15 protein-coding genes are annotated in these 20,061 nt (G+C 61.6%); 7 read left to right on the top strand and 8 right to left on the bottom strand.

What is annotated here, in order from left to right; genetic code table 11:
• Positions 1–96 precede the first annotated feature (96 nt).
• Complete coding sequence (locus PXK07_RS03665) at positions 97–1,698, bottom strand: methyl-accepting chemotaxis protein (RefSeq protein WP_274846833.1); 1,602 nt, start codon at positions 1,696–1,698, stop codon at positions 97–99.
• Positions 1,699–1,725: 27 nt separating this feature from the next.
• The gene (locus PXK07_RS03660; RefSeq protein WP_274846832.1) at positions 1,726–2,004 is read right to left on the bottom strand and encodes a hypothetical protein; all 279 of its coding nucleotides are present in this window, start codon (positions 2,002–2,004) and stop codon (positions 1,726–1,728) included.
• 285 nt (positions 2,005–2,289) lie between these two features.
• On the opposite strand from PXK07_RS03660, the gene PXK07_RS03655 reads away from it, so the two are divergent.
• From PXK07_RS03655 to PXK07_RS03645, 3 genes are all read left to right on the top strand, one after another.
• The gene (locus PXK07_RS03655; RefSeq protein WP_274846831.1) at positions 2,290–2,625 is read left to right on the top strand and encodes a DMT family transporter; all 336 of its coding nucleotides are present in this window, start codon (positions 2,290–2,292) and stop codon (positions 2,623–2,625) included.
• 123 nt (positions 2,626–2,748) lie between these two features.
• Positions 2,749–4,569, top strand: a complete 1,821-nt coding sequence (gene typA, locus PXK07_RS03650; RefSeq protein ID WP_274846830.1) for a translational GTPase TypA — start codon at positions 2,749–2,751, stop codon at positions 4,567–4,569.
• A gap of 99 nt (positions 4,570–4,668) precedes the next feature.
• The gene (locus tag PXK07_RS03645; protein ID WP_274846829.1) at positions 4,669–5,250 is read left to right on the top strand and encodes a VOC family protein; all 582 of its coding nucleotides are present in this window, start codon (positions 4,669–4,671) and stop codon (positions 5,248–5,250) included.
• 66 nt (positions 5,251–5,316) lie between these two features.
• Here PXK07_RS03645 and PXK07_RS03640 read toward each other — a convergent pair whose 3' ends face one another.
• The 3 genes from PXK07_RS03640 to recA form a co-directional block, all read right to left on the bottom strand.
• Positions 5,317–5,604 (bottom strand): DUF1330 domain-containing protein, encoded by a 288-nt coding sequence (locus PXK07_RS03640; protein ID WP_274846828.1) that lies wholly within the window; start codon positions 5,602–5,604, stop codon positions 5,317–5,319.
• Between the two features lie 2 nt (positions 5,605–5,606).
• Positions 5,607–8,258 (bottom strand): alanine--tRNA ligase, encoded by a 2,652-nt coding sequence (gene alaS, locus PXK07_RS03635; RefSeq protein WP_274846827.1) that lies wholly within the window; start codon positions 8,256–8,258, stop codon positions 5,607–5,609.
• 144 nt (positions 8,259–8,402) lie between these two features.
• A complete protein-coding gene (gene recA / locus PXK07_RS03630) occupies positions 8,403–9,470 on the bottom strand; it encodes a recombinase RecA (RefSeq protein ID WP_274846826.1) in 1,068 nt (355 codons plus the stop codon).
• Between the two features lie 18 nt (positions 9,471–9,488).
• On the opposite strand from recA, the gene PXK07_RS03625 reads away from it, so the two are divergent.
• Positions 9,489–10,298, top strand: coding sequence for a gamma-glutamyl kinase (locus PXK07_RS03625; protein ID WP_342456558.1), 810 nt, complete (start codon positions 9,489–9,491; stop codon positions 10,296–10,298).
• A gap of 286 nt (positions 10,299–10,584) precedes the next feature.
• On the opposite strand, the gene PXK07_RS03620 is transcribed toward PXK07_RS03625, so the two are convergent.
• The 3 genes from PXK07_RS03620 to guaB form a co-directional block, all read right to left on the bottom strand.
• Positions 10,585–12,894: an ATP-binding protein gene (locus tag PXK07_RS03620; protein WP_274846825.1), complete on the bottom strand. Its 2,310-nt coding sequence runs from the start codon at positions 12,892–12,894 to the stop codon at positions 10,585–10,587.
• Between the two features lie 96 nt (positions 12,895–12,990).
• Positions 12,991–14,166 carry an RsmB/NOP family class I SAM-dependent RNA methyltransferase gene (locus PXK07_RS03615; protein WP_274846824.1) on the bottom strand — a complete coding sequence of 392 codons (1,176 nt, stop codon included), beginning with the start codon at positions 14,164–14,166 and terminating at the stop codon, positions 12,991–12,993.
• 37 nt (positions 14,167–14,203) lie between these two features.
• Positions 14,204–15,652 (bottom strand): IMP dehydrogenase, encoded by a 1,449-nt coding sequence (gene guaB / locus PXK07_RS03610; RefSeq protein ID WP_274846823.1) that lies wholly within the window; start codon positions 15,650–15,652, stop codon positions 14,204–14,206.
• 265 nt (positions 15,653–15,917) lie between these two features.
• On the opposite strand from guaB, the gene PXK07_RS03605 reads away from it, so the two are divergent.
• From PXK07_RS03605 to PXK07_RS03595, 3 genes are all read left to right on the top strand, one after another.
• Positions 15,918–17,966, top strand: coding sequence for an ASKHA domain-containing protein (locus tag PXK07_RS03605; protein WP_274846822.1), 2,049 nt, complete (start codon positions 15,918–15,920; stop codon positions 17,964–17,966).
• Positions 17,967–18,045: 79 nt separating this feature from the next.
• On the top strand, positions 18,046–19,257 hold the full coding sequence (locus PXK07_RS03600; protein ID WP_274846821.1) for a DUF2235 domain-containing protein: 1,212 nt from the start codon (positions 18,046–18,048) through the stop codon (positions 19,255–19,257).
• A 329-nt stretch (positions 19,258–19,586) separates the two neighbouring features.
• Entirely contained in the window at positions 19,587–19,940 is a 354-nt protein-coding gene (locus tag PXK07_RS03595) for a response regulator (RefSeq protein ID WP_274846820.1), read from the top strand.
• Positions 19,941–20,061: the final 121 nt, after the last annotated feature.

The following is a 20,061-nucleotide window of genomic DNA, read 5'->3' as shown; positions in this document are numbered from 1 at the left end:
CCCCCACCCCGAACACCGAACCCGGCCCAAACGAAAAGAGGCGCCGCCTGTCGCGCCGCCTCTGCCGGAGAAGTCAAGTCTCGCTTCGGGTCCGGATCACCCCGCCAGCCGGAGATGGTCGCCATCCTCATGGCCGAACCCGTCGGAAGAGCCCTGACCGTCCAGCTGGAACTGAGACAGGGTGCCTGCCAGTTCGCGTGCCTTGCTGTCCATGGTCATGCTCATGGCGGTCATTTCCTCGACCATGGCCGCATTGGTCTGGGTCGCCCCATCCAGCGTGCTGAGCGCGGTTGCCATTTCCGACAGGGCCGAGGCCTGATCGGCGGAGGTTCCGGAGATTTCCTCGATCAGCTTGCTGGTCTCGGAAACCTGCGCCACGATGTCCTGCAGCGCGCCACCGGCACGGTTCACCAGCTGCGATCCCTCTTTCACCTGCACCGCGCTGGTGCCGATCAGGGACTTCACCTCGTTGGCCGCATCCGCAGTGCGCTGCGCCAGCGCGCGCACCTCGGCGGCCACCACGGCAAAGCCACGACCGCTTTCACCGGCCCGGGCCGCTTCGACCCCGGCGTTCAGCGCCAAGAGGTTGGTCTGGAACGAGATGTCCTCGATGACGTTGATGATGGTCGAAATCTCGTTGGAGGATTTCTCGATATGGCCCATCGCCTCCACTGCAGCGCTCATCAGATCGCCATTTTCAACCGCACCATTGTAGGCACCGCGGGCGTTCTCGGCGGCCTTGTTGGAATCGGTTGCGCTTTTCTTCACGGATTCGCTCAATTCTTGCAGGGCCGAGGTGGTTTCGGTCAGGGTAGCCGCCTGGGATTCGGTCCGTGCCGACAGGCTTTGTACCGCTTCCGAAACCGACTGTGCGTTTTCGCGGAACTCTCCGGAGATCGACATGGCGGTGCCCAGACCTGCATTCAGGCTATCGGCAAGCGCGTTGAAATTTGTGCGCATCGTTTCGTATTCCTGCGGGAAGTCGCTGGTGATACGGCTGCTGAGGTTGCCGGAGGCCATGGTCTGCAGGCTGGTGTCGAACACATGCACGATCATTTCCGTGTCCCGCTTGCTGCGCATGGCTTCTTCCTGCGCCTCTTCGGCCTTGGCCGCCTCTTGCTGCAGCGCCTCCTGCTGCGCTTCCAGCGCCAGATCAGCCTGTTTGCGCTGATAGATGCTGAGAAGCAGAATGCCCGCCTCGACCAGCACGATCACCGCATGCATCACGGTCCGCGACAGGCTCTCGATCACACCGCCGCCGGGATAGACCAGGCTGGGCATCAACAGGCTGAAAGACAGGTGATGCACCGCGATCAAAGCGGTGGCGAACAGCACCGCCCCCATGTTGTGCAGCGTGGCGACAACCGCCAGCAAGGCAAAGAACAGCATATGGCTGTCCAGCTGCCATGGATGGCCGCTGAAGGCCGTCGTGAACAGCACGCTGTGCCCGATCAGGCAGAAGGCGATGATGTAATCCCGAGAGCTCTCCGGAAGCTGCTTGGAGGCAAAGGAGAGCACCCCAAGAACCGCGCTCAGCGCCGCAATCATCCACCAGGACACCGCCCCATCGACAAAATATGCCACCAGCGCCGGAACCGGCACCAGAGCCATACTGGTCAATCGTTGAAATTGTCGCCCGGCCCCCTGAATGATGGTGGGTCCATCGGATTTTGACAGTTTTTCCTTCAGTGTCCGCATGCCACTGCGTCCTCTCGCTTTACACAACTATCCCGCGCAGATCTGCGCGATCATCTTTCCATCCAGCACCAACCAGGCGCCATTTGATTTCAGCCGCAGCGCATCTGCGGTATCATTCAGGACCGTCAGCGCGCCAAAAGGTGCCCGTTCCGGGGATATCTCCCGCAATCCGCTGCGGGAAATGACCTCTGCGGCTGCAACGGTCCAAGGAGCCGAGACCACCAGGACTGGCTCTCCGACCCGCAGGTCCTGGGGGCTGGCCAGAACCAGGAGCGGCGATAGCCCGACCGCAACAAATGCGATCATTCCAAAAAACACCTGACGCATGACCGACCCTTTCAATGGTGTCATACGTCATGAGCTGTTCATATTCGGTTACCGATTTCGCTAAACTTGTACGCAGGCGAAGAAAAACCTCTTTACGCAGAGACGAGCGCCCCGCCTTTCGCCTGTTGTCGGCGATCGCCACAGGTATTTCACCGGGCCTTGGGCGCGGCCGCTCACATTTCGCGCTGGTCGATGCCTTGCTACTCGGCTAGGCAAACATCACGAGATATTCCACGTCATCCCTTTGCAACCCGGAGGCTCAGAATGCAGCTTCACTATATCTACCTGATCGTTGCCGTCGCTGCAGAGACCATTGGCACCACGGCGCTGCAGGCCAGCCAGCAGTTCAGCCGGTTGGTGCCCTCGCTCATCGTGCTGGTGGCCTATGGGTTTTCCTTTTACATGCTGGGCCTTACCCTCAAGGTCATGCCGGTCGGCATCGTCTATGCGATCTGGTCGGGCCTTGGCATCGTGCTTATCGCCGTGATTGGCCTCGTGGTCTTCGGACAAAGACTGGATCTGCCTGCCGTTCTGGGCATGGCGCTGATCCTGATCGGCATTATGGTCATTCATCTTTACTCGAAATCCTCCGGCCACTGAGCCCCCCAAAAGCAGGGGGGCGCTGCATTGCAGCGCCGATTGCACCGGGAAGGCCGATTTTTGCTGGCCTTCCTGCCAGTATCGGGCTAAGCGCTGCGCAACTTCCTTACAAAGGCTGACGTCATGGACCTGCGCAACATTGCGATCATTGCACACGTGGACCACGGGAAAACGACCCTGGTGGACGAGCTGCTCAAACAATCCGGCGCCTTCCGCGAAAACCAGGCTGTGGCGGAACGCGCCATGGACAGCAACGATCTGGAACGCGAACGGGGCATCACCATCTTTGCCAAACCGACCTCGGTCGAATGGAAAGGCACCCGGATCAATATCGTCGACACCCCCGGCCACGCCGATTTCGGCGGCGAGGTGGAGCGGATCCTGTCGATGGTCGACGGTGTTGTCCTGCTGGTGGATGCCGCCGAAGGCCCGATGCCGCAGACCAAATTCGTGACCTCCAAGGCGCTGGCCCTGGGTCTGCGCCCCATCGTGGTGCTGAACAAGGTGGACAAGCCCGACGCCGAGCCTGACCGCGCGCTGGACGAATGTTTCGACCTCTTTGCCTCGCTCGATGCGACCGAGGATCAGCTCGACTTCCCGCATATGTATGCCTCGGGCCGCAATGGCTGGGCCGACGCCGAACTGGACGGCCCCCGCAAGGACCTGCACGCGCTGTTCAATCTGATCGTGAACCACGTGCCCGAGCCTGCCCAGATCAAGCGTCAGGGCGAAGATTTCCGCATGCTGGCCACCACCCTGGGCTCTGACCCCTTCGTCGGGCGCCTGCTGACCGGCCGCGTCGAATCCGGCACCTTGAAGGTGGGCGCCACCGTGCAGGCCCTGACCCGCGTGGGCCAGAAGATCGAACAATTCCGCGTCACCCGCATCCAGGCCTTCCGTGGCCTGGCCCAGCAGGACATCGACGAAGCCCAGGCGGGCGACATCGTTTCCATCGCGGGCATGGCCAAGGCCACCGTGGCCGATACCATCTGTGCCCTCGCCGTGGATGAGCCGCTGGATGCCCAGCCCATCGATCCGCCGACCATCACCGTGACCTTCGGCATCAACGACAGCCCGCTGGCAGGCCGTGACGGCAAGAAGGTGCAGTCGCGCGTGATCCGTGACCGCCTGATGAAAGAGGCCGAAAGCAACGTCGCCATCAAGATCGCCGACACCCCCGGCGGTGAGGCCTTCGAGGTCTCGGGCCGTGGCGAACTGCAGATGGGCGTGTTGATCGAGAACATGCGCCGCGAGGGATTCGAGCTGTCGATCTCCCGCCCGCAGGTGATCATGCGCGAAGAAGACGGCCAGAAGATGGAGCCCATCGAGGAAGCCACCATCGACGTGGATGACGAATACTCTGGCGCCGTGATCGAGAAGCTGACCGGTGCCCGCAAGGGTGAGCTGGTCGAGATGAAACCGGCCGGTGCCGGCAAGACCCGGATCATTGCCCATGTGCCCTCGCGCGGTCTCATCGGCTATCACGGCGAATTCCTGACCGATACTCGCGGCACCGGCGTACTGAACCGCGTCTTCCACGGCTGGGCACCGCACAAGGGTCCGATCCCGGGCCGCCGCGCCGGTGTTCTGATCTCGATGGAGAACGGCCAATCCGTGGCCTACGCCCTGTGGAACCTCGAAGATCGCGGCAAGATGTTCATCGGCGCCCAGGTCGATGTCTATACCGGCATGATCATCGGTGAGCATTCCCGCGACAACGACCTGGAAGTGAACCCGCTGAAGGGCAAGAAGCTGACCAACGTGCGTGCCTCCGGCACCGACGAAGCCGTGCGCCTGACCACGCCGGTGACGCTGTCGCTGGAAGAAGCAATCGCCTATATCAACGACGACGAGCTGGTGGAAGTGACGCCGAACTCGATCCGCCTGCGCAAGCGCTACCTCGACCCGCACGAGCGCAAGCGGATGTCGAAGGCAAATGGCTGATCCTGACGGATCATCACATTCACGAGGCCGCCCCCCGGGGCGGCCTTTTTCTATTGCACATCCATGTTAGGGTCTCCTTCAAACGAAAGGAGACACGGCATGCGCAAGATCCAGGTTCAGGGCGTTCATCACATCACGCTGACCGGTGCCGACAGGCAGACATCCATCGATTTCTGGGAAGGGCTTTTGGGCATGCCCTTTGTGTTTGACCAGCCTAATCTGGACAACCCGGACGAAGGCCACCTTTACTTCGATCCGGGCGACGGGCGGCTGATCACCGTCTTCACCAATGAGACCCGCAGCCCCGACCGGCGCCGCACGCCCACAGAACCCGGCTGCGTGCATCACCTGGCCTTCAACGTCAGCAAGGCGACCTTTTCCCAGATCGAAAACCGCCTGACGGAACGTGGGATCGGTCATTCCGGCAACAAGGACCGGGGCTTCATGGATTCGATTTATTTCAAGGATCCCATGGGGCTGCTGATCGAGCTGGCCTGCTACAAGTTCGAACCGCCCGTCGGCTGCACCCATGCGGATGTGATGATCGAAGCCCACAAACTGCGCGTCGCGCGGGGCGACTACAACATCCAGGAGGTCCATCTGGCGGACGCGATCGAGCTGCTGGTGGAGCGGCGTCAAAACAGCCTGTCGGAGGACAGAAACCCCCGCAACCCATACTAAAAAAACGAAAAAGAGCGCGAGGCTGCCCCCGCGCTCTTTTTCATTCTGCATCTTGTGACCGGCGCGTTACTCGGAGGTCTCGACCACCATCAGCTCGCGCTCGGATGCACCACGGGCGTGATCCAGTGCCTCCTGGTATTCAGGGCTGTTGTAGCAGTCCACGGCTGCCTCAACGCTGGGAAATTTCGCGACCACGTTGCGCGGGCGTTCCTTGCCTTCCAACTGCACGAACTTGCCGCCACGGGCGATGAACTCACCGCCATGTTTGGCAATCGCAGGCCCCGCCAGTTCGGCGTATTTGCCATAGGCCTCCGCATCGGTGACCGTGACGTGAGCAATCCAGAGTGCGCCCATGATTATCCCTCCAACAGTTTTTCTGCCGCTGCGATAGCCGCTTCGGCCCCGGCGAAATCCTTGCCACCGCCCTGCGCCATGTCGGGACGGCCGCCGCCGCCCTTGCCACCCAAGGCGGGCACGGCAGCCTTCAAGACGTCCACGGCAGAGATCTGACCGGTCAGATCATCGGTGACGCCTGCCGCCACAGCAACCTTGCCATCATCGTTGGCAATCAGCAGGATCACGCCCGAGCCGAGTTTCTGCTTATGCGCATCGATCAGACCGCGCAGGTCCTTACCGGAAACGCCTTCCAGCGCCTGGCCCAGGAAGGTCTTGCCGCCGATTTCCTTGGTCTCGACGCCGCCCGCAGCGCCGCCACCCATGGCAACCTGCTGTTTCAACTGAGAGATTTCGTTCTGCAGCGCCTTGCGCTCATCCATCAGAGCCTTGATGCGATCCATCACATCGGCAGGCTGCGCCTTCAGCATGGCGGCAACCTCGGCCATGCGCCCGGCCTCAGCCTCAAGGTATTCAGAAGCCGCTGCGCCCGTCAGCGCCTCGATCCGGCGCACCCCGGCCGAGGACGCGCTGTCGCCAAGGATCACGAAAGTGCCGATATCGCCGGTCTGCTTCACATGGGTGCCGCCGCAGAGCTCGATCGAGTAAGTTTCCTTGTCGTGGCCCTTGCCGGTTGCGGCACGGCCCATGGAGACCACACGAACCTCATCGCCATACTTCTCCCCGAACAGCGCCTGGGCACCAAGGGCGCGAGCGTCATCCGGTGTCATGATCCGGGTCTCGACCGGCGTGTTCTGCCGGATGAAGGCATTCACATCGGCGGAGACCTTGGTGAGTTCCTCGGCGCTCAGCGCCTTGCCGTGGCTGAAGTCGAACCGCAGGCGATCTTCGGCATTGAGCGACCCGCGCTGCGCCACGTGATCGCCAAGTGCTTCGCGCAGGGCCTCGTGCAAGAGGTGCGTGGCCGAGTGGTTGGCACGGATGGCACTGCGGCGGGAATGATCCACTTCCAGCTGGGCCGGCGCATTCACCGTCACGATGCCGTCAACAACTTCGGCAAAGTGGATGAAGACATCGGCAGCCTTCTTGGTATCGGTGACGCGCAGGCGCCCGCCTTCGACACGGATTTCGCCACTGTCGCCGACCTGGCCACCGGATTCGGCGTAAAACGGGGTCTGGTTCAGAACCACCTGAACCGTATCGCCCTTACCCGCCTCGCGCACGATGGCGCCATCCTTGACGATGGCAACGATCTGGCCTTCGGCGCTCTCGGTTTCATAGCCCAGGAACTCGCTCGTGCCGTGCTCATCGGCGATATCGAACCACAGGGTGCTGTCGGCACTTTCGCCCGAGCCGGACCAGGCCGCGCGTGCCTTGGCCTTTTGCTCTGCCATGGCGGCATCAAAGCCGTCGGTATCCACCTCGCGGCCCTTTTCGCGCAGGGCGTCCTGGGTCAGATCCAACGGGAAGCCGTAGGTGTCATAGAGTTTGAAAGCTGCGGCCCCTGGCAGAGCTGCACCCTCGTCCAGATCCGCCAGCTCCTCATCCAGCAGCTTGAGGCCGCGATCCAGGGTCTGTTTGAAGCGGTTTTCTTCCAGATGCAGCGTTTCCTGGATCAGCGCCTGCGCGCGGCCAAGTTCGGGATAGGCCGCGCCCATCTGTTGGACCAGCGCGGGCACCAGCTGGTGCATCACCGGATCCTTGGCCCCCAGAAGATGCGCATGGCGCATGGCGCGGCGCATGATGCGGCGCAGCACGTAGCCACGGCCGTCGTTTGAGGGCATCACGCCATCGGCAATCAGGAAGGAGGTGGAGCGCAGATGGTCGGCGATCACCCGGTGATGGACGTTCTGATCGCCGTAGGGATCGACGTTGGTCACATCCGCCGAGGCCTCGATCAGCGCCTTGAACAGATCCGTATCATAGTTGTCATGGCTGCCCTGCAGCAGTGCGCCGATCCGTTCCAATCCCATGCCGGTGTCGATGGACTGCATGTCCAGCGCCTTCATTGAGCCGTCTTCGAACTGTTCGTTCTGCATGAAAACGACGTTCCAGATCTCGATGAAGCGGTCACCGTCCTCATCGGCGCTGCCCGGAGGGCCACCCCAGATGTGATCGCCGTGATCATAGAAGATCTCGGTGCAGGGGCCGCAGGGGCCGGTCGGCCCCATCTGCCAGAAGTTGTCGGAGGTATCGATGCGGATGATCCGATCCTCGGGCACGCCGACCTTCTTCCAGATCTCGAATGCCTCGTCATCGGTGTGATAGACAGTGGTCAGAAGACGGCTCTTGTCGATGCCGAATTCCTTGGTGATCAACTCCCAGGCAAAGGGGATCGCTTCGGTCTTGAAGTAATCGCCAAAGGAGAAGTTCCCCAGCATTTCAAAGAAGGTATGGTGGCGCGCGGTATAACCAACATTGTCGAGGTCATTGTGCTTGCCGCCGGCCCGCACGCATTTCTGCGCTGTGGTGGCGCGTTTGTAGTCGCGGTGCTCCAGCCCGGTGAAGAGGTTCTTGAACTGAACCATGCCTGAGTTGGTGAACATCAGGGTGGGATCGTTGCGCGGCACCAGCGGGCTGGAGGACACGATCTCGTGGCCCTGCTTGGCAAAGTAGTTCAGGAATGTGGATCGGATGTCGTTCAGCGTCGCCATGTGCGGGATCCCTTTTCGGGCTTTGTCAGGGTTTCAGGCAGGTTTAGCCCCCCGCGCGGGCACTGTCCACTGCCCAGAAAGCGAAAAAGGGTGCGGCCAATCCCGCACCCTTTTGCTGTCACTCACGATCCTGGTTGAAGCGCTTTACGCCTCCAGGATGTCGTCATCGGCAGCGCCGTCAGGGCGATCGAAGTCCAAACCATGCGCTGCGCGGATCTTGTCTTCGATGTCATAGGCAATTTCGGAATGCTCGCGCAGGAACTGCTTGGCGTTTTCACGCCCCTGCCCGATCCGCTCATCCCCGTAGGAGAACCAGGCACCGGACTTGTTCACCACGCCGGCCGCAACGCCTAGGTCCAGCAATTCCCCCATCTTGGAGATGCCTTCACCATACATGATGTCGAATTCCACCTGTTTGAAGGGCGGCGCCACCTTGTTCTTCACCACTTTGACGCGGGTGGCGTTACCGACCACCTCGTCCCGGTCCTTGATCGAGCCGATGCGGCGAATGTCGAGGCGCACCGAGGAATAGAATTTCAGCGCGTTGCCGCCGGTTGTGGTTTCCGGAGAGCCAAACATCACGCCGATCTTCATGCGAATCTGGTTGATGAAGATCACCATGCATTTGGAGCGGCTGATCGATCCGGTGAGCTTGCGCATGGCCTGGCTCATCAGACGGGCCTGCACGCCAACACTGGAATCGCCCATGTCGCCTTCGAGTTCGGATTTCGGCGTCAGCGCCGCAACCGAATCCACAATCACCATATTGACCGCGCCCGAACGCACCAGCGTATCTGTGATTTCCAGCGCCTGTTCGCCCGTGTCGGGCTGCGAAATCAGCAATTCGTCAAGATCGACGCCCAGCTTGGCCGCATATTGCGGATCCAGCGCATGTTCGGCGTCCACAAAGGCGCAGACCCCGCCCTTTTTCTGTTGTTCTGCAACACAGTGCAGCGTCAGCGTGGTCTTACCCGAACTTTCCGGACCGTAGATTTCGATGATACGGCCCATGGGCAGACCACCGATACCAAGGGCGATATCCAGCCCCAATGAACCGGTCGAACTCGCCTCGATCTCCTGGATGGCATTGCCGTCCCCCAGCTTCATGATCGAACCCTTGCCGAACTGCCGCTCAATCTGGGCCAGCGCGCTGTCCAGCGCCTTCTGCTTGTCACCGCTCACTTTGTTTTTCATGGTCAAAAGATCCGCCATAGTCCCTTGTCACCTTCTATGTGTCATACCCTTGGGGTCGCGGCAATCACTTGCTTTGTTCGCCTCTTGTTCTTTATGGGGGCAAAACGAGAACACTTCAACCACAATATTCCACATTGCGCCATTTACAACCGAGGCGAGCACTGCTACGACTCGTCTTTAGGATGTTTTCGAAAGGGTGGATACGCGTTGCTGGTGTTTCACGACGAAAGATTGGTTCTTCTGTCGGTTCCCAAAACCGGAACCACCGCCTATCAGGCTGCTTTGCGGGACCGGGCCGATATCGTGGTTGCGGATCCGCCTGAGCTGAAACACGCCACGGTTATTCGCTATTCACGCTGGTTTCGTCCCATGTTCGAACGGGTCTGTGGCACGGAAATGGAGCTGATGGCGGTGGTCCGTGAACCGATCAGCTGGCTTGGCAGTTGGTACAGGTTTCGCCAGCGCCCCTTCATGGATGGCAAGCCGAACTCAACCAAGGGCATTTCCTTTGACAATTTTGTAAGCAGCTATTGCACCGGGAAACCGGCAGCCTTTGCCGATGTTGGCAGCCAGGCAAAATTCCTTGAGCCGCGGACCAACGGCAGCGCCGTGACGCATCTGTTCCGCTATGAAGATCAACCTGCCATCCAGGACTTTCTGGAGGACCGGCTGGGGATGAAGCTGGAGTTGGAAATCCTGAACGCCAGCCCCCCGATGGAGCTGACTCTCACTCCCAGGACAGAACGCATCCTGCGACGCAAACATGCGGCGGACTTTGACCTGCACGCAAGTATCGGCCACCAAGCAGAAATGCCTCTTCTCAGGTCTGCCGGAGGCCGGGGATAGGCGCCGCCCCTTTTCGGCTGCATCATGGATTTGACTAGCCGGATCCAAAGAAAATCGGCCTGATGATCTGTGTTGCTGCCGCATCAGTGCTGCCCCATCCCAAAAACGGTAGGGGAGAATGGCCGCACGTCCGGCAGGTCTGGCGGGAGCCAAATCCCAGTTTCTGTTGTGTCTTGGCGAACTTCGGATGGAACCGCTCACAGAAACCCATTCTATGCGACGCGTGTAAACTCCGGGATATATCAACGGCCTGGAAACCCTGGCGAAGGAGCACTGGGCTCTTCGCCTAGTGCAGTTGCGCATGAACCGTTTCGGTCAACTGGCTGAGCGAGAAGGGCTTGGGCAGGAAGACAGAGTTCGGCACATCCGGTTCGGAATCGCCAAAGGCCCCCTCCGCATAGCCCGAGACAAAGACCACGCGCGTATCGGGGCGATCCTTCAGGGCTTCACGCACCCAGCTTGGCCCATCCATGCCCGGCATCACCACATCGGTCACGAAGACATCCACCGTCAGGCCGGGATCCTCAAGCGTGCGCAGGGCATCTTCGGCGGATTCCGCCTCCAGCACCGTGTAGCCGCGCATCCGCAAGGCCCGCGAGGCGAAGGCCCGCACCGGCGCCTCGTCCTCCACCAGCAGGACCACGCCCTCGCCGTGTTGTGCCGCGGGGGCGTCCTCTTTCTGCGGAACGGCTGCGGGCGCTTCCACGGCCTCCTGCTTGTGCACCGGGAAATAGAGCGTGAAGCGTGTCCCCTGCCCCTTGACCGAGTCGATGAAGATAAAGCCACCGGTCTGTTTGATGATGCCATAGGCGGTCGACAGGCCAAGACCGGTGCCTTCGCCAGTGCGCTTGGTGGTGTAGAAGGGTTCAAATACCTTCTGGATCTTGTCCGGATCGATACCGACACCTTCGTCGGACACCTTGATCGTCACCCAGTCACCTGCCGGAACCGTGGCCCGGTCGCGTTCCAGCGGCGCATCCAGCGTCACCGCCTCGGTCTCCACCCGGATTTCACCACCATTGGGCATGGCATCGCGGGCGTTCACCACCAGGTTCATCAAGACCTGCTCCAGCTGCCGCTTATCGGCCCGGATCGAGCGCATCACCGGATCATGGCTCAGCGTCAGCGTCACCTTTTCGCCCACCAGGCGGTTCAGCAGATGGGTCAGGTCCGACAGGGTATCGCGGACATCCAGGATCTCGGGCTGCAGCGTCTGCTTGCGGGAAAACGCCAGAAGCTGGCTGACCAAGGAGGCCGCGCGATTGGCATTCTCATGAATCTGGATCAGATCGCCATAGTCCTGATCGCCTTGATCGTGGCGCAGCAGCAGCAGATCGCAGTGGCCGGAAATCGCCGTCAGCAGGTTGTTGAAGTCATGGGCGACCCCGCCTGCCAGCTGGCCAATCGCCTGCATCTTCTGGCTTTGCACGAATTGCGCTTCCAGCGTCTTCAATTCGGTCGCGTCATTGAGGACGGCAATCAGAACCGGCGTGCCCTCTTCGAAGGTACGGGTCAGCGTCACCTGCACGAAGACCTCCTTGTCGCGGCGCGACAGGCGCAGGAATTCGGATTTGTTCGAGGCAAGACCGTCCGCCGTATCGCGCAGCCAATCGGCCATGGGGCGCCCCAGCCCTTCCATCAGCTGGCCCAGTTTTAGATTGTCGCGCGTCTCCACCCCCAGAAGCCGCACCGCCATCTTGTTGAGCGACAGGATATCGCCCGAGGGCGCCACCTTGAGGAAGGGCACCGGCATCTCCTCCAGCCCCGGTGTGCCGCCGCCCAGACCGGCGGGATCGACCTCCATCAGGTAGAGTTCGCTGCGCCCCTGCGTGCTGTTGCGCTCGCTCACGACCACCTCGACCGGGCCGCTCTGGGTCACAATCGTATTGATCTGGCCGGGATTGATGGGCAGCGTATTGAACAGCCGTTCGGTGGATTTCACCCGCTCGCCGATCAGTTTGCGGGCCGCTTCGTTCATGAACAGCACCGCGCCCGAACGCCCCACGGTGATCATCGGGATGGGCACCGCCTCGGAGGCCCGCCCGCCGCCTGCGCGCTCGGCGATATCCTCGATCCGCCACAGGAAGCTGCCACCCTGCATCTGATGCACCGCAAGGCGCACGTGACCGCGTCGCGTCACGATGTCTTCGCGGGCAGCGCCCAGCTTGGCGGCCTGGCTTTGCAGACGGAACAGGACCGCGGTGGGATTGGCCAGGACCGAGCGCAGGGTGCCGCCCAGCGTTTCCTGCTTGCCTTCCTGGAACCGTTTCAGGGCGGCTTCGTTGCAGGCATGAATGCGGCCCTCGTCATCGGCCACAAAGGTTGGTGTTGCGTCCTTTTCGATAAAGCCGGTCAGAAGATCCGCCGCCATGGCGCGCGCGTTGAGCCGCATGCGCGTCTGAAACACCATCAACAGCGCCACCGCCACCAGGGTCAGCGCCACCGCCAGAAGCCCACGCGACACCCAATCAGGTATGGTCAGCACCCAAGGCGCCAGCAACAGGCCCATCGCCAGCACCACCACCAGAGCCAAGCGTTTTGTTTCCGGGGAAGAGACCCGCAATGAAGGGACGGAGGAAGTGGGGCGACCTGTCATTGCGGCTCCGTGAAAAAGACAAGATGCCGCCTATACGCGGCCATCAAGGTTAAGGCCACGTTAACAGCCTCGTGACCCTCATTGCAGCGATACTTATCAATCCGGCTTTGTTCGCGTCAACAGAGCTGCATAAAACCCGTCGGTTCCGTCCTGAACCTGCCAGGATCGCTCTTGCAGCACCTGCCAGCCCGGAGTGCGTGCCAGGAAGGCGTCCACCTGGTCACGGTTCTCTTCCTTCAGCATCGAACAGGTCGCATAGGCAAGCATCCCTCCCGGAGCAACCAGGGCGGCCGCCTCATCCAGAATGCCGGCCTGCAGGCCACGGATCTCCTTCAGCCGCTCTGGCGTCAGGCGCCACTTCCCTTCCGGGGCGCGGCGCCAGGAGCCGGATCCCGAACAGGGCGCATCGCATAGCACCAGATCGAACGGCGCCATGGCGGCAATCTTATCGCTCGTCACGCAGTCGATCCGCGCCCCTGCCCGTTCAGCCCGCGCCGGAATATCCTTCATCCGCCCCGGATCCACGTCATGGGCCACCAGCCGGATCTGTGCCTTGGCCGCCATGGCGAGGCTTTTGCCGCCGCCGCCCGCACAGTAATCCAGCGCGGCCATGCCGTCCTGCAGGGGCAATAGATCGACCACCGCCTGGCTGGCCGCATCCTGCAGTTCGACCACACCGTTTTGATAGGCTGCGGCATTGCGCAGCTTGCGCGCACCCTCTGTCACCTGCAGCGCCGTGGGGGACGCCCCATGCGGCTGCGCCACAATCCCCTCTGCCGCAAGGGCGGCGATTGCCTCTTTGACCGAGGATTTGCACAGGTTCACCCGCAGATGCACAGGCGCCCTTTGGCGCAGGGCACGTGCCGCCGCCTCGGCGTGCTCGCCAAGGCTGGCGCTGAAGGAGGGCCAAAGCCAATCGGGGATGTCCAAGGCTTCTGCCGGGGAGCCAAAGGGCTGCGGCTCTTGCCGTTCCTGATCGCTCAGCGGCCCTGGGGCATGGCCTTGGCCGGTGAACATCGTGTCAGGGTCAATCCCGGCCTCGCGCAAAGCCCCCAGGATCAAGCCACGCCCGGAGTGCGTCCCGCCCAGCACAGCATGAGAGCGCATGGAGCGCAGCGCAGAAAACACGTGATCGCGCACCGCTGCCCGATCCTTGGACCCGGCAAAGCGGCTACGTCGCCCCCAGCCGGTCAGCGCCTTTTCCGCAGGCGCGCCTTCGATCACCTGATCCAGGATCTCGATCGCGGCCTGCAGGCGGGCGGCAGGGGTCATGCCCCTGCCCCGATGCGGAGCGGCTCAGCCATAGTAATCACCCGATCCGGTAGTTCGGGCTTTCGCGGGTGATCTGCACGTCGTGCACATGGCTTTCCTTCAGGCCCGCGCCGGTGATCTTCACGAATTGGCAGTTGTGGCGCATATGCTCCACCGTGGCGCAGCCCGTATAACCCATGGCCGCGCGCAGACCGCCGACCAGCTGGTGGATCACGGCACTGGCCGACCCCTTATAAGGCACCTGGCCTTCGATGCCTTCGGGCACCAGCTTGTCGCTGGCGGCATCCTTTTGGAAATAGCGGTCGGCAGAGCCACGCGCCATGGCGCCAAGGCTGCCCATGCCGCGATAGGATTTGAAGGACCGCCCCTGATAGAGGATCACCTCGCCCGGGCTTTCATCGGTGCCCGCAATCATCGAGCCGACCATGGCGCAGGAGGCGCCGGCGGCAATCGCCTTGGCAAAATCGCCCGAGAACTTGATGCCACCATCGGCAATCACCGGGGTGTCACCGGCAGCGCCGGCACAATCCATGATCGCGGTCAGCTGCGGCACGCCGACACCGGCCACCATGCGCGTCGTGCAGATCGAACCCGGCCCGATCCCGACCTTGACCGCATCGGCCCCCGCGTCGATCAGGGCACGTGTGGCTTCGGCGGTGGCAACATTGCCGGCAATCACCTGCACCTGGTTGGACAGCGCCTTGATCCGCTTCACCGCTTCGATCACCCCGGCCGAGTGACCATGGGCGGTATCGACGACGACGACATCCACGCCCGCGTCAATCAGCGCCTCGGAACGTTCGAAACCGGAATCCCCGACCGAGCTGGCCGCCGCAACGCGAAGACGTCCCAGATCGTCCTTGCAGGCGGTGGGGTTCAGAACCGCCTGTTCGGTGTCTTTCAGGGTCAGAAGGCCGGTCAGCTTGCCGTCCTTGTCGGTGATCAGCAGCTTTTCGATCCGGCGCGATTTCATCAGCGATTTCGCCTCTTCGCGGTCGGCGGGCTCTTGCAGGATCGCCAGCTTCTCCGAGGTCATCATCACCGAGACCGGCGTCTTGTCATCGCTGGCAAAGCGCATGTCGCGGTTGGTCACGATACCGACCACCCGGCCGTTGTTGTCCACCACCGGAAAGCCGGTGACGCTGTAGCGTTCCTGCAAAGCCTTGGCATCGGCCAGGGTCTGATCTGCGGTCAGGGTGATCGGGTTGTAGACGATCCCGCTTTCAAAGCGCTTCACCCGGCGCACCTGGCGGGCCTGCTCGGCCGCATCAAGGTTCTTGTGAATAACGCCCATGCCACCGGCCTGGGCCATGGCAATCGCCATGCGATCCTCGGTCACCGTATCCATCGCCGAGCTGAGCAGCGGGATGTTCAGTGAGATCGAGCGCGTCACGCGCGTGCGCGTATCCGCCGTGCTGGGCAGCACTTCGGACGCCCCCGGAACCAGAAGAACATCATCAAAAGTGAGAGCCTCACGAATCTGCATTTGTCATCCCCATGCAAAACCCCGTTTGGCGGTGACCCTATGGCACAGAAGCGCAGGATGGAAAAGAGGCCGCGACAATTATTCCTGCCCCCGCTTGCGGCGTGCTGCCGACTGCCAGCGGAAAACTCGGGGCTAGTGGTTCAAAACAACCACAATATCTTTGCACCATGCCGGTGCCGGATCGTGAAATGACGCGACCTGCCTGTCCTGCGGCGCAAAACGCCCTATGCTGCGCATCACAAGCATACCCCAAAAAGGCACAGGCATGGCTGACGATCCTCTTGTTGTGTTTACCCCCTCCGGCAAACGGGGGCGGTTCCCGGTCGGCACCCCGGTTCTGACCGCCGCGCGGCAGCTGGGGGTCGATCTTGATTCCGTCTGCGGCGGCCGCGGCATTTGTTCGAAATGCCAGATCACGCCGTCTTATGGCGAATTCTCCAAATTCGGCATCACGGTTGCAGACGACGCCCTCAGCGCCTGGAACAAGGTGGAACAACGCTACAAGGACAAGCGCGGGCTGATCGACGGGCGCCGCCTTGGCTGCCAGGCCCAGATCGAGGGCGATGTGGTCATCGATGTGCCGCCCGAAAGCCAGGTTCACCGCCAGGTGGTGCGCAAACGGGCCGAGGCGCGCGATATCGTCATGAACCCGTCGACCCGCCTGTTCTATGTCGAGGTGGAAGAGCCCGACATGCACAAACCCTCGGGCGATCTGGAGCGCCTGACAGAGGCGCTGCGGGTACAGTGGGAGCTCGAAGGCGTGCAATGCGACCTGCACATCCTGCAACAGATGCAGCCGATCCTGCGCAAAGGCGCCTGGAAGGTCACCGTCGCCGTGCATCTTGGCGATGCCACCACCCCGCCCCTCATCATGCAGATCTGGCCCGGCCTTTACGAAGGTGCGCTCTATGGGCTGGCTGTGGACCTTGGCTCCACTACCATCGCAGCCCATCTGTGCGATCTGAAAACCGGAGAGGTCGTCGCCTCCTCTGGTATCATGAACCCGCAGATCCGCTTTGGCGAAGACCTGATGAGCCGTGTGAGCTACGCCATGATGAACAAGGGCGGCGATCAGGAGATGACCCGCGCAGTGCGCGAAGGGATGCGGCAGCTGTTCACCCAGATCGCCGAAGAGGCCGAGACCACGACCGATCTGATCGTAGATGCGGTCTTTGTCTGCAACCCGGTGATGCATCACCTGTTCCTTGGCATCGACCCGTTCGAGCTGGGCCAGGCGCCCTTTGCGCTGGCCACCTCCAACGCCCTGTCCCTGCGCGCCAGCGAGCTGGAGCTGAACCTCCATCCGGCAGCACGGGTCTACCTTTTGCCCTGTATCGCGGGCCATGTGGGCGCCGATGCCGCCGCCGTCGCCCTGTCCGAGGCCCCCGACAAATCCGAAGACCTGGTGCTGGTGGTCGATGTGGGCACCAATGCGGAAATCCTCTTGGGCAACAAGGAGAAGGTACTGGCCTGTTCCTCCCCAACCGGACCCGCGTTTGAGGGCGCGCAGATTTCCAGCGGCCAGCGCGCGGCGCCCGGCGCCATCGAGCGGGTCGAAATAGATCCCGAAACCAAGGAGCCGCGGTTTCGGGTGATCGGATCGGACCTGTGGTCGGATGAGCCAGGCTTTGCCGAGGCGATCGCCACCACCGGGATCACCGGCATCTGCGGCTCGGGCATTATCGAGGCGATTGCCGAGATGCGCCTTGCGGGTGTGCTGGATGCCTCGGGGCTGATCGGCTCGGCCGCGCAGACCGGATCCAGCCGCTGCATTCAGGATGGGCGTACCAATGCCTATGTTCTGTGGGATGGCTCCGCCGATGGCGGACCCACCATTACCGTCACCAACCCGGACATTCGCGCCATCCAGATGGCCAAGGCGGCGCTCTATTCCGGTGCACGGCTGCTGATGGACAAGTTCGGCGTCGATACAGTGGACCGGGTGGTTCTGGCCGGCGCCTTTGGCGCGCATATCTCCGCCAAACACGCGATGGTGCTGGGCATGATCCCCGACTGCCCGCTGGAGAAAGTCACCAGTGCCGGCAATGCCGCGGGCACCGGCGCACGAATTGCCCTTTTGAACACCAAAGCCCGGCGCGAGATCGAAGAGACCGTGCGCCGGATCGAAAAGGTGGAAACCGCGGTCGAGCCGAGGTTCCAGGAGCATTTCGTCAATGCCTCTGCCATTCCGAATTCGGCGGAGCCTTTCCCGATCCTCGAAAGCATCGTCACCCTGCCCCAGGTCAATTTCAACACCGGCGGCGGCGATGGCGCCGCAGACGGCGGTCGCAGGCGCAGACGCAAGCGGGGCTGATCGCCCACCTCAACCAAAGATTGCGACACCCTCGCCTTCTCAGCTAGGCTTCCCATAGTTTTTATTGGGAAGCCTATTCATGTCGCGCAAACTGATTATCTGCCTCGATGGCACCGGCAATGAAGTCGAAAAGAATGAAAGCAACATTCTGCGGCTTTATAAGTGTCTGAAACACGATGAAAATCAGCTGATCTACTATGAGCCCGGCGTCGGCACCCTGTCGACCCGCCCCTTTGCCCGGACCCTGTTTGCCAAGACACGTCTGGTGATGGGGCTTGCCTTTGGCCTTGGCCTTCATGCCAACGTGCTGCACGCCCACGCCTTCCTGTGCGAGAATTACCGCGAAGGCGACAAGCTCTATTTCTTTGGCTATTCACGCGGCGCCTACACGGCGCGGGTGCTGGCCGGGTTCATCAATGACTTCGGCCTTGTCGCCCCGCATGAGCTGCATCTGATCGGCCCCGTGTTCAAGGCCTGGCGCAAACTGCGCCAGGACGGCCCGCGCGAACAATTCGCTCCCCTGCGCATTTCCGAGCAGTTTTTCCATATCCGCCGTGCGCCCATCCGTTTTCTGGGGCTGTGGGATACGGTCAGTTCGATGATCCGCTTCAAGATCGGCGGCGGCAGCCTGATCGAGTTTGGCACCCATTCCAGTGTCGATGAGAACCCCTCGGTCGAGGCGGTGCGCCATGTGCTGTCCATTGACGAGACTCGCCGTTTCTTTCGCCACCAGCCCTGGACGGAGGGGCAGCTCTACTACGGGAACCGGTTCAAAACCCGCAAGGAACCGCCGCCGCAGGATGTCAAACAGGTCTGGTTTCCGGGCACCCATACCGACATGGCCGGCAGCGTTCCCGAGGCCGAGGCAGGCCTGTCGAAACTGACGATGGAATGGATGCGGACCGAGCTGGACGGATTGGGCGTCGACAGCCTGGTCTTTCGCCAAACCTTCTACGACCGCTATGTGCGCGGCGTCGAGGACAAGGTCACCGAGCGCATGAAACTCGACATCTCCAAACCCAGTGCCACGGCGAAGCTGCATAGCCAAATGCAGCTCAGAAAGGGCTGGCCGATCCTCGAGATATTTCCCGGCCTTACCTCCCGCAGCACCTGGCCCGATCAAAAGGGCTGGCTGGGCTATTACATCCCTTGGGGGCAGTACCGCCATATTCCAGAAGATGCGGTGATCGATCCATCCTTCTTCGAGCGCCGTAGCGACCCCGAGCTGCGATACGATCCGCCGAACCTGAAGGGCCGAGACAGCCCTGAGCCGCCGGAAACCGGGCCGTAATCGTGGATTGACCCGACCCGATGATTTCTTCGGGCAGGTTATCTGCCAAGATCACATTGCGCTGAGGTCACATCCCCGTCCGTTTGGCGCGGTACGCGGGTTTTGCCAGCCGGAAAGGTTGGTCTTCCGGGATCTTGGCGCCGCGATGCAGGGCCTCAAAGCAGCGCTTTGGGGAGCTCCCCTGTGCCAATGCCCTCGTTTTCCGCGCTGATTGAGCAGTCGTCGTGGTCGGCTCTGCTAGCCGATTTTGTACCGCGCCCCTCCCAAAGACTTACCTGATTGAAGGATCCGCATGTTAGGCTGGTCGCTGGTTGTTATGGAGTAGTGTTATGACCCATGTTCTGATTGTTGATGATGAGCCGCTTCTGCGGGAGGAACTCCAGGAGGCGCTTGAGCTTGAGGATATGGAGGTATCCGTCGCAGAGTCGGTCGCCGGCGCGCTGAAACACTGCGCGCAAACGGCCTTTGATGTCGTTGTCACCGACCTCAAGATGCCAAATGCCGGCGGCCTTGAGTTGTTGCGTCAGCTCAGCCAGGACGGGTACATGGCCGCCATGTTCGTCGTCAGCGGCCACGGCGCAGAATCGTCACGCGAAGAGGCCATGTCCCTGGGTGCGCTTGCCTGTTTCGCCAAGCCGATCGATCCCGACGACTTGATCGAAGCCATCAACGACGCCGTTTGAGGCCTGCCGTAGGTATGGCGCGCCACCCATCCGTACTTTCCGCCTATCCTTTCGGTTATATTAAATAATTTCATAGGGATAGGAACTCAGAAACAGCATTGTGTGCAATTGCATACTTGGC

Source organism: Phaeobacter sp. QD34_24 (genome assembly GCF_028890115.1).
In the GTDB taxonomy this organism is placed as follows: domain Bacteria; phylum Pseudomonadota; class Alphaproteobacteria; order Rhodobacterales; family Rhodobacteraceae; genus Phycobacter.
This window is presented reverse-complemented; position numbering and strand designations above follow the sequence as displayed.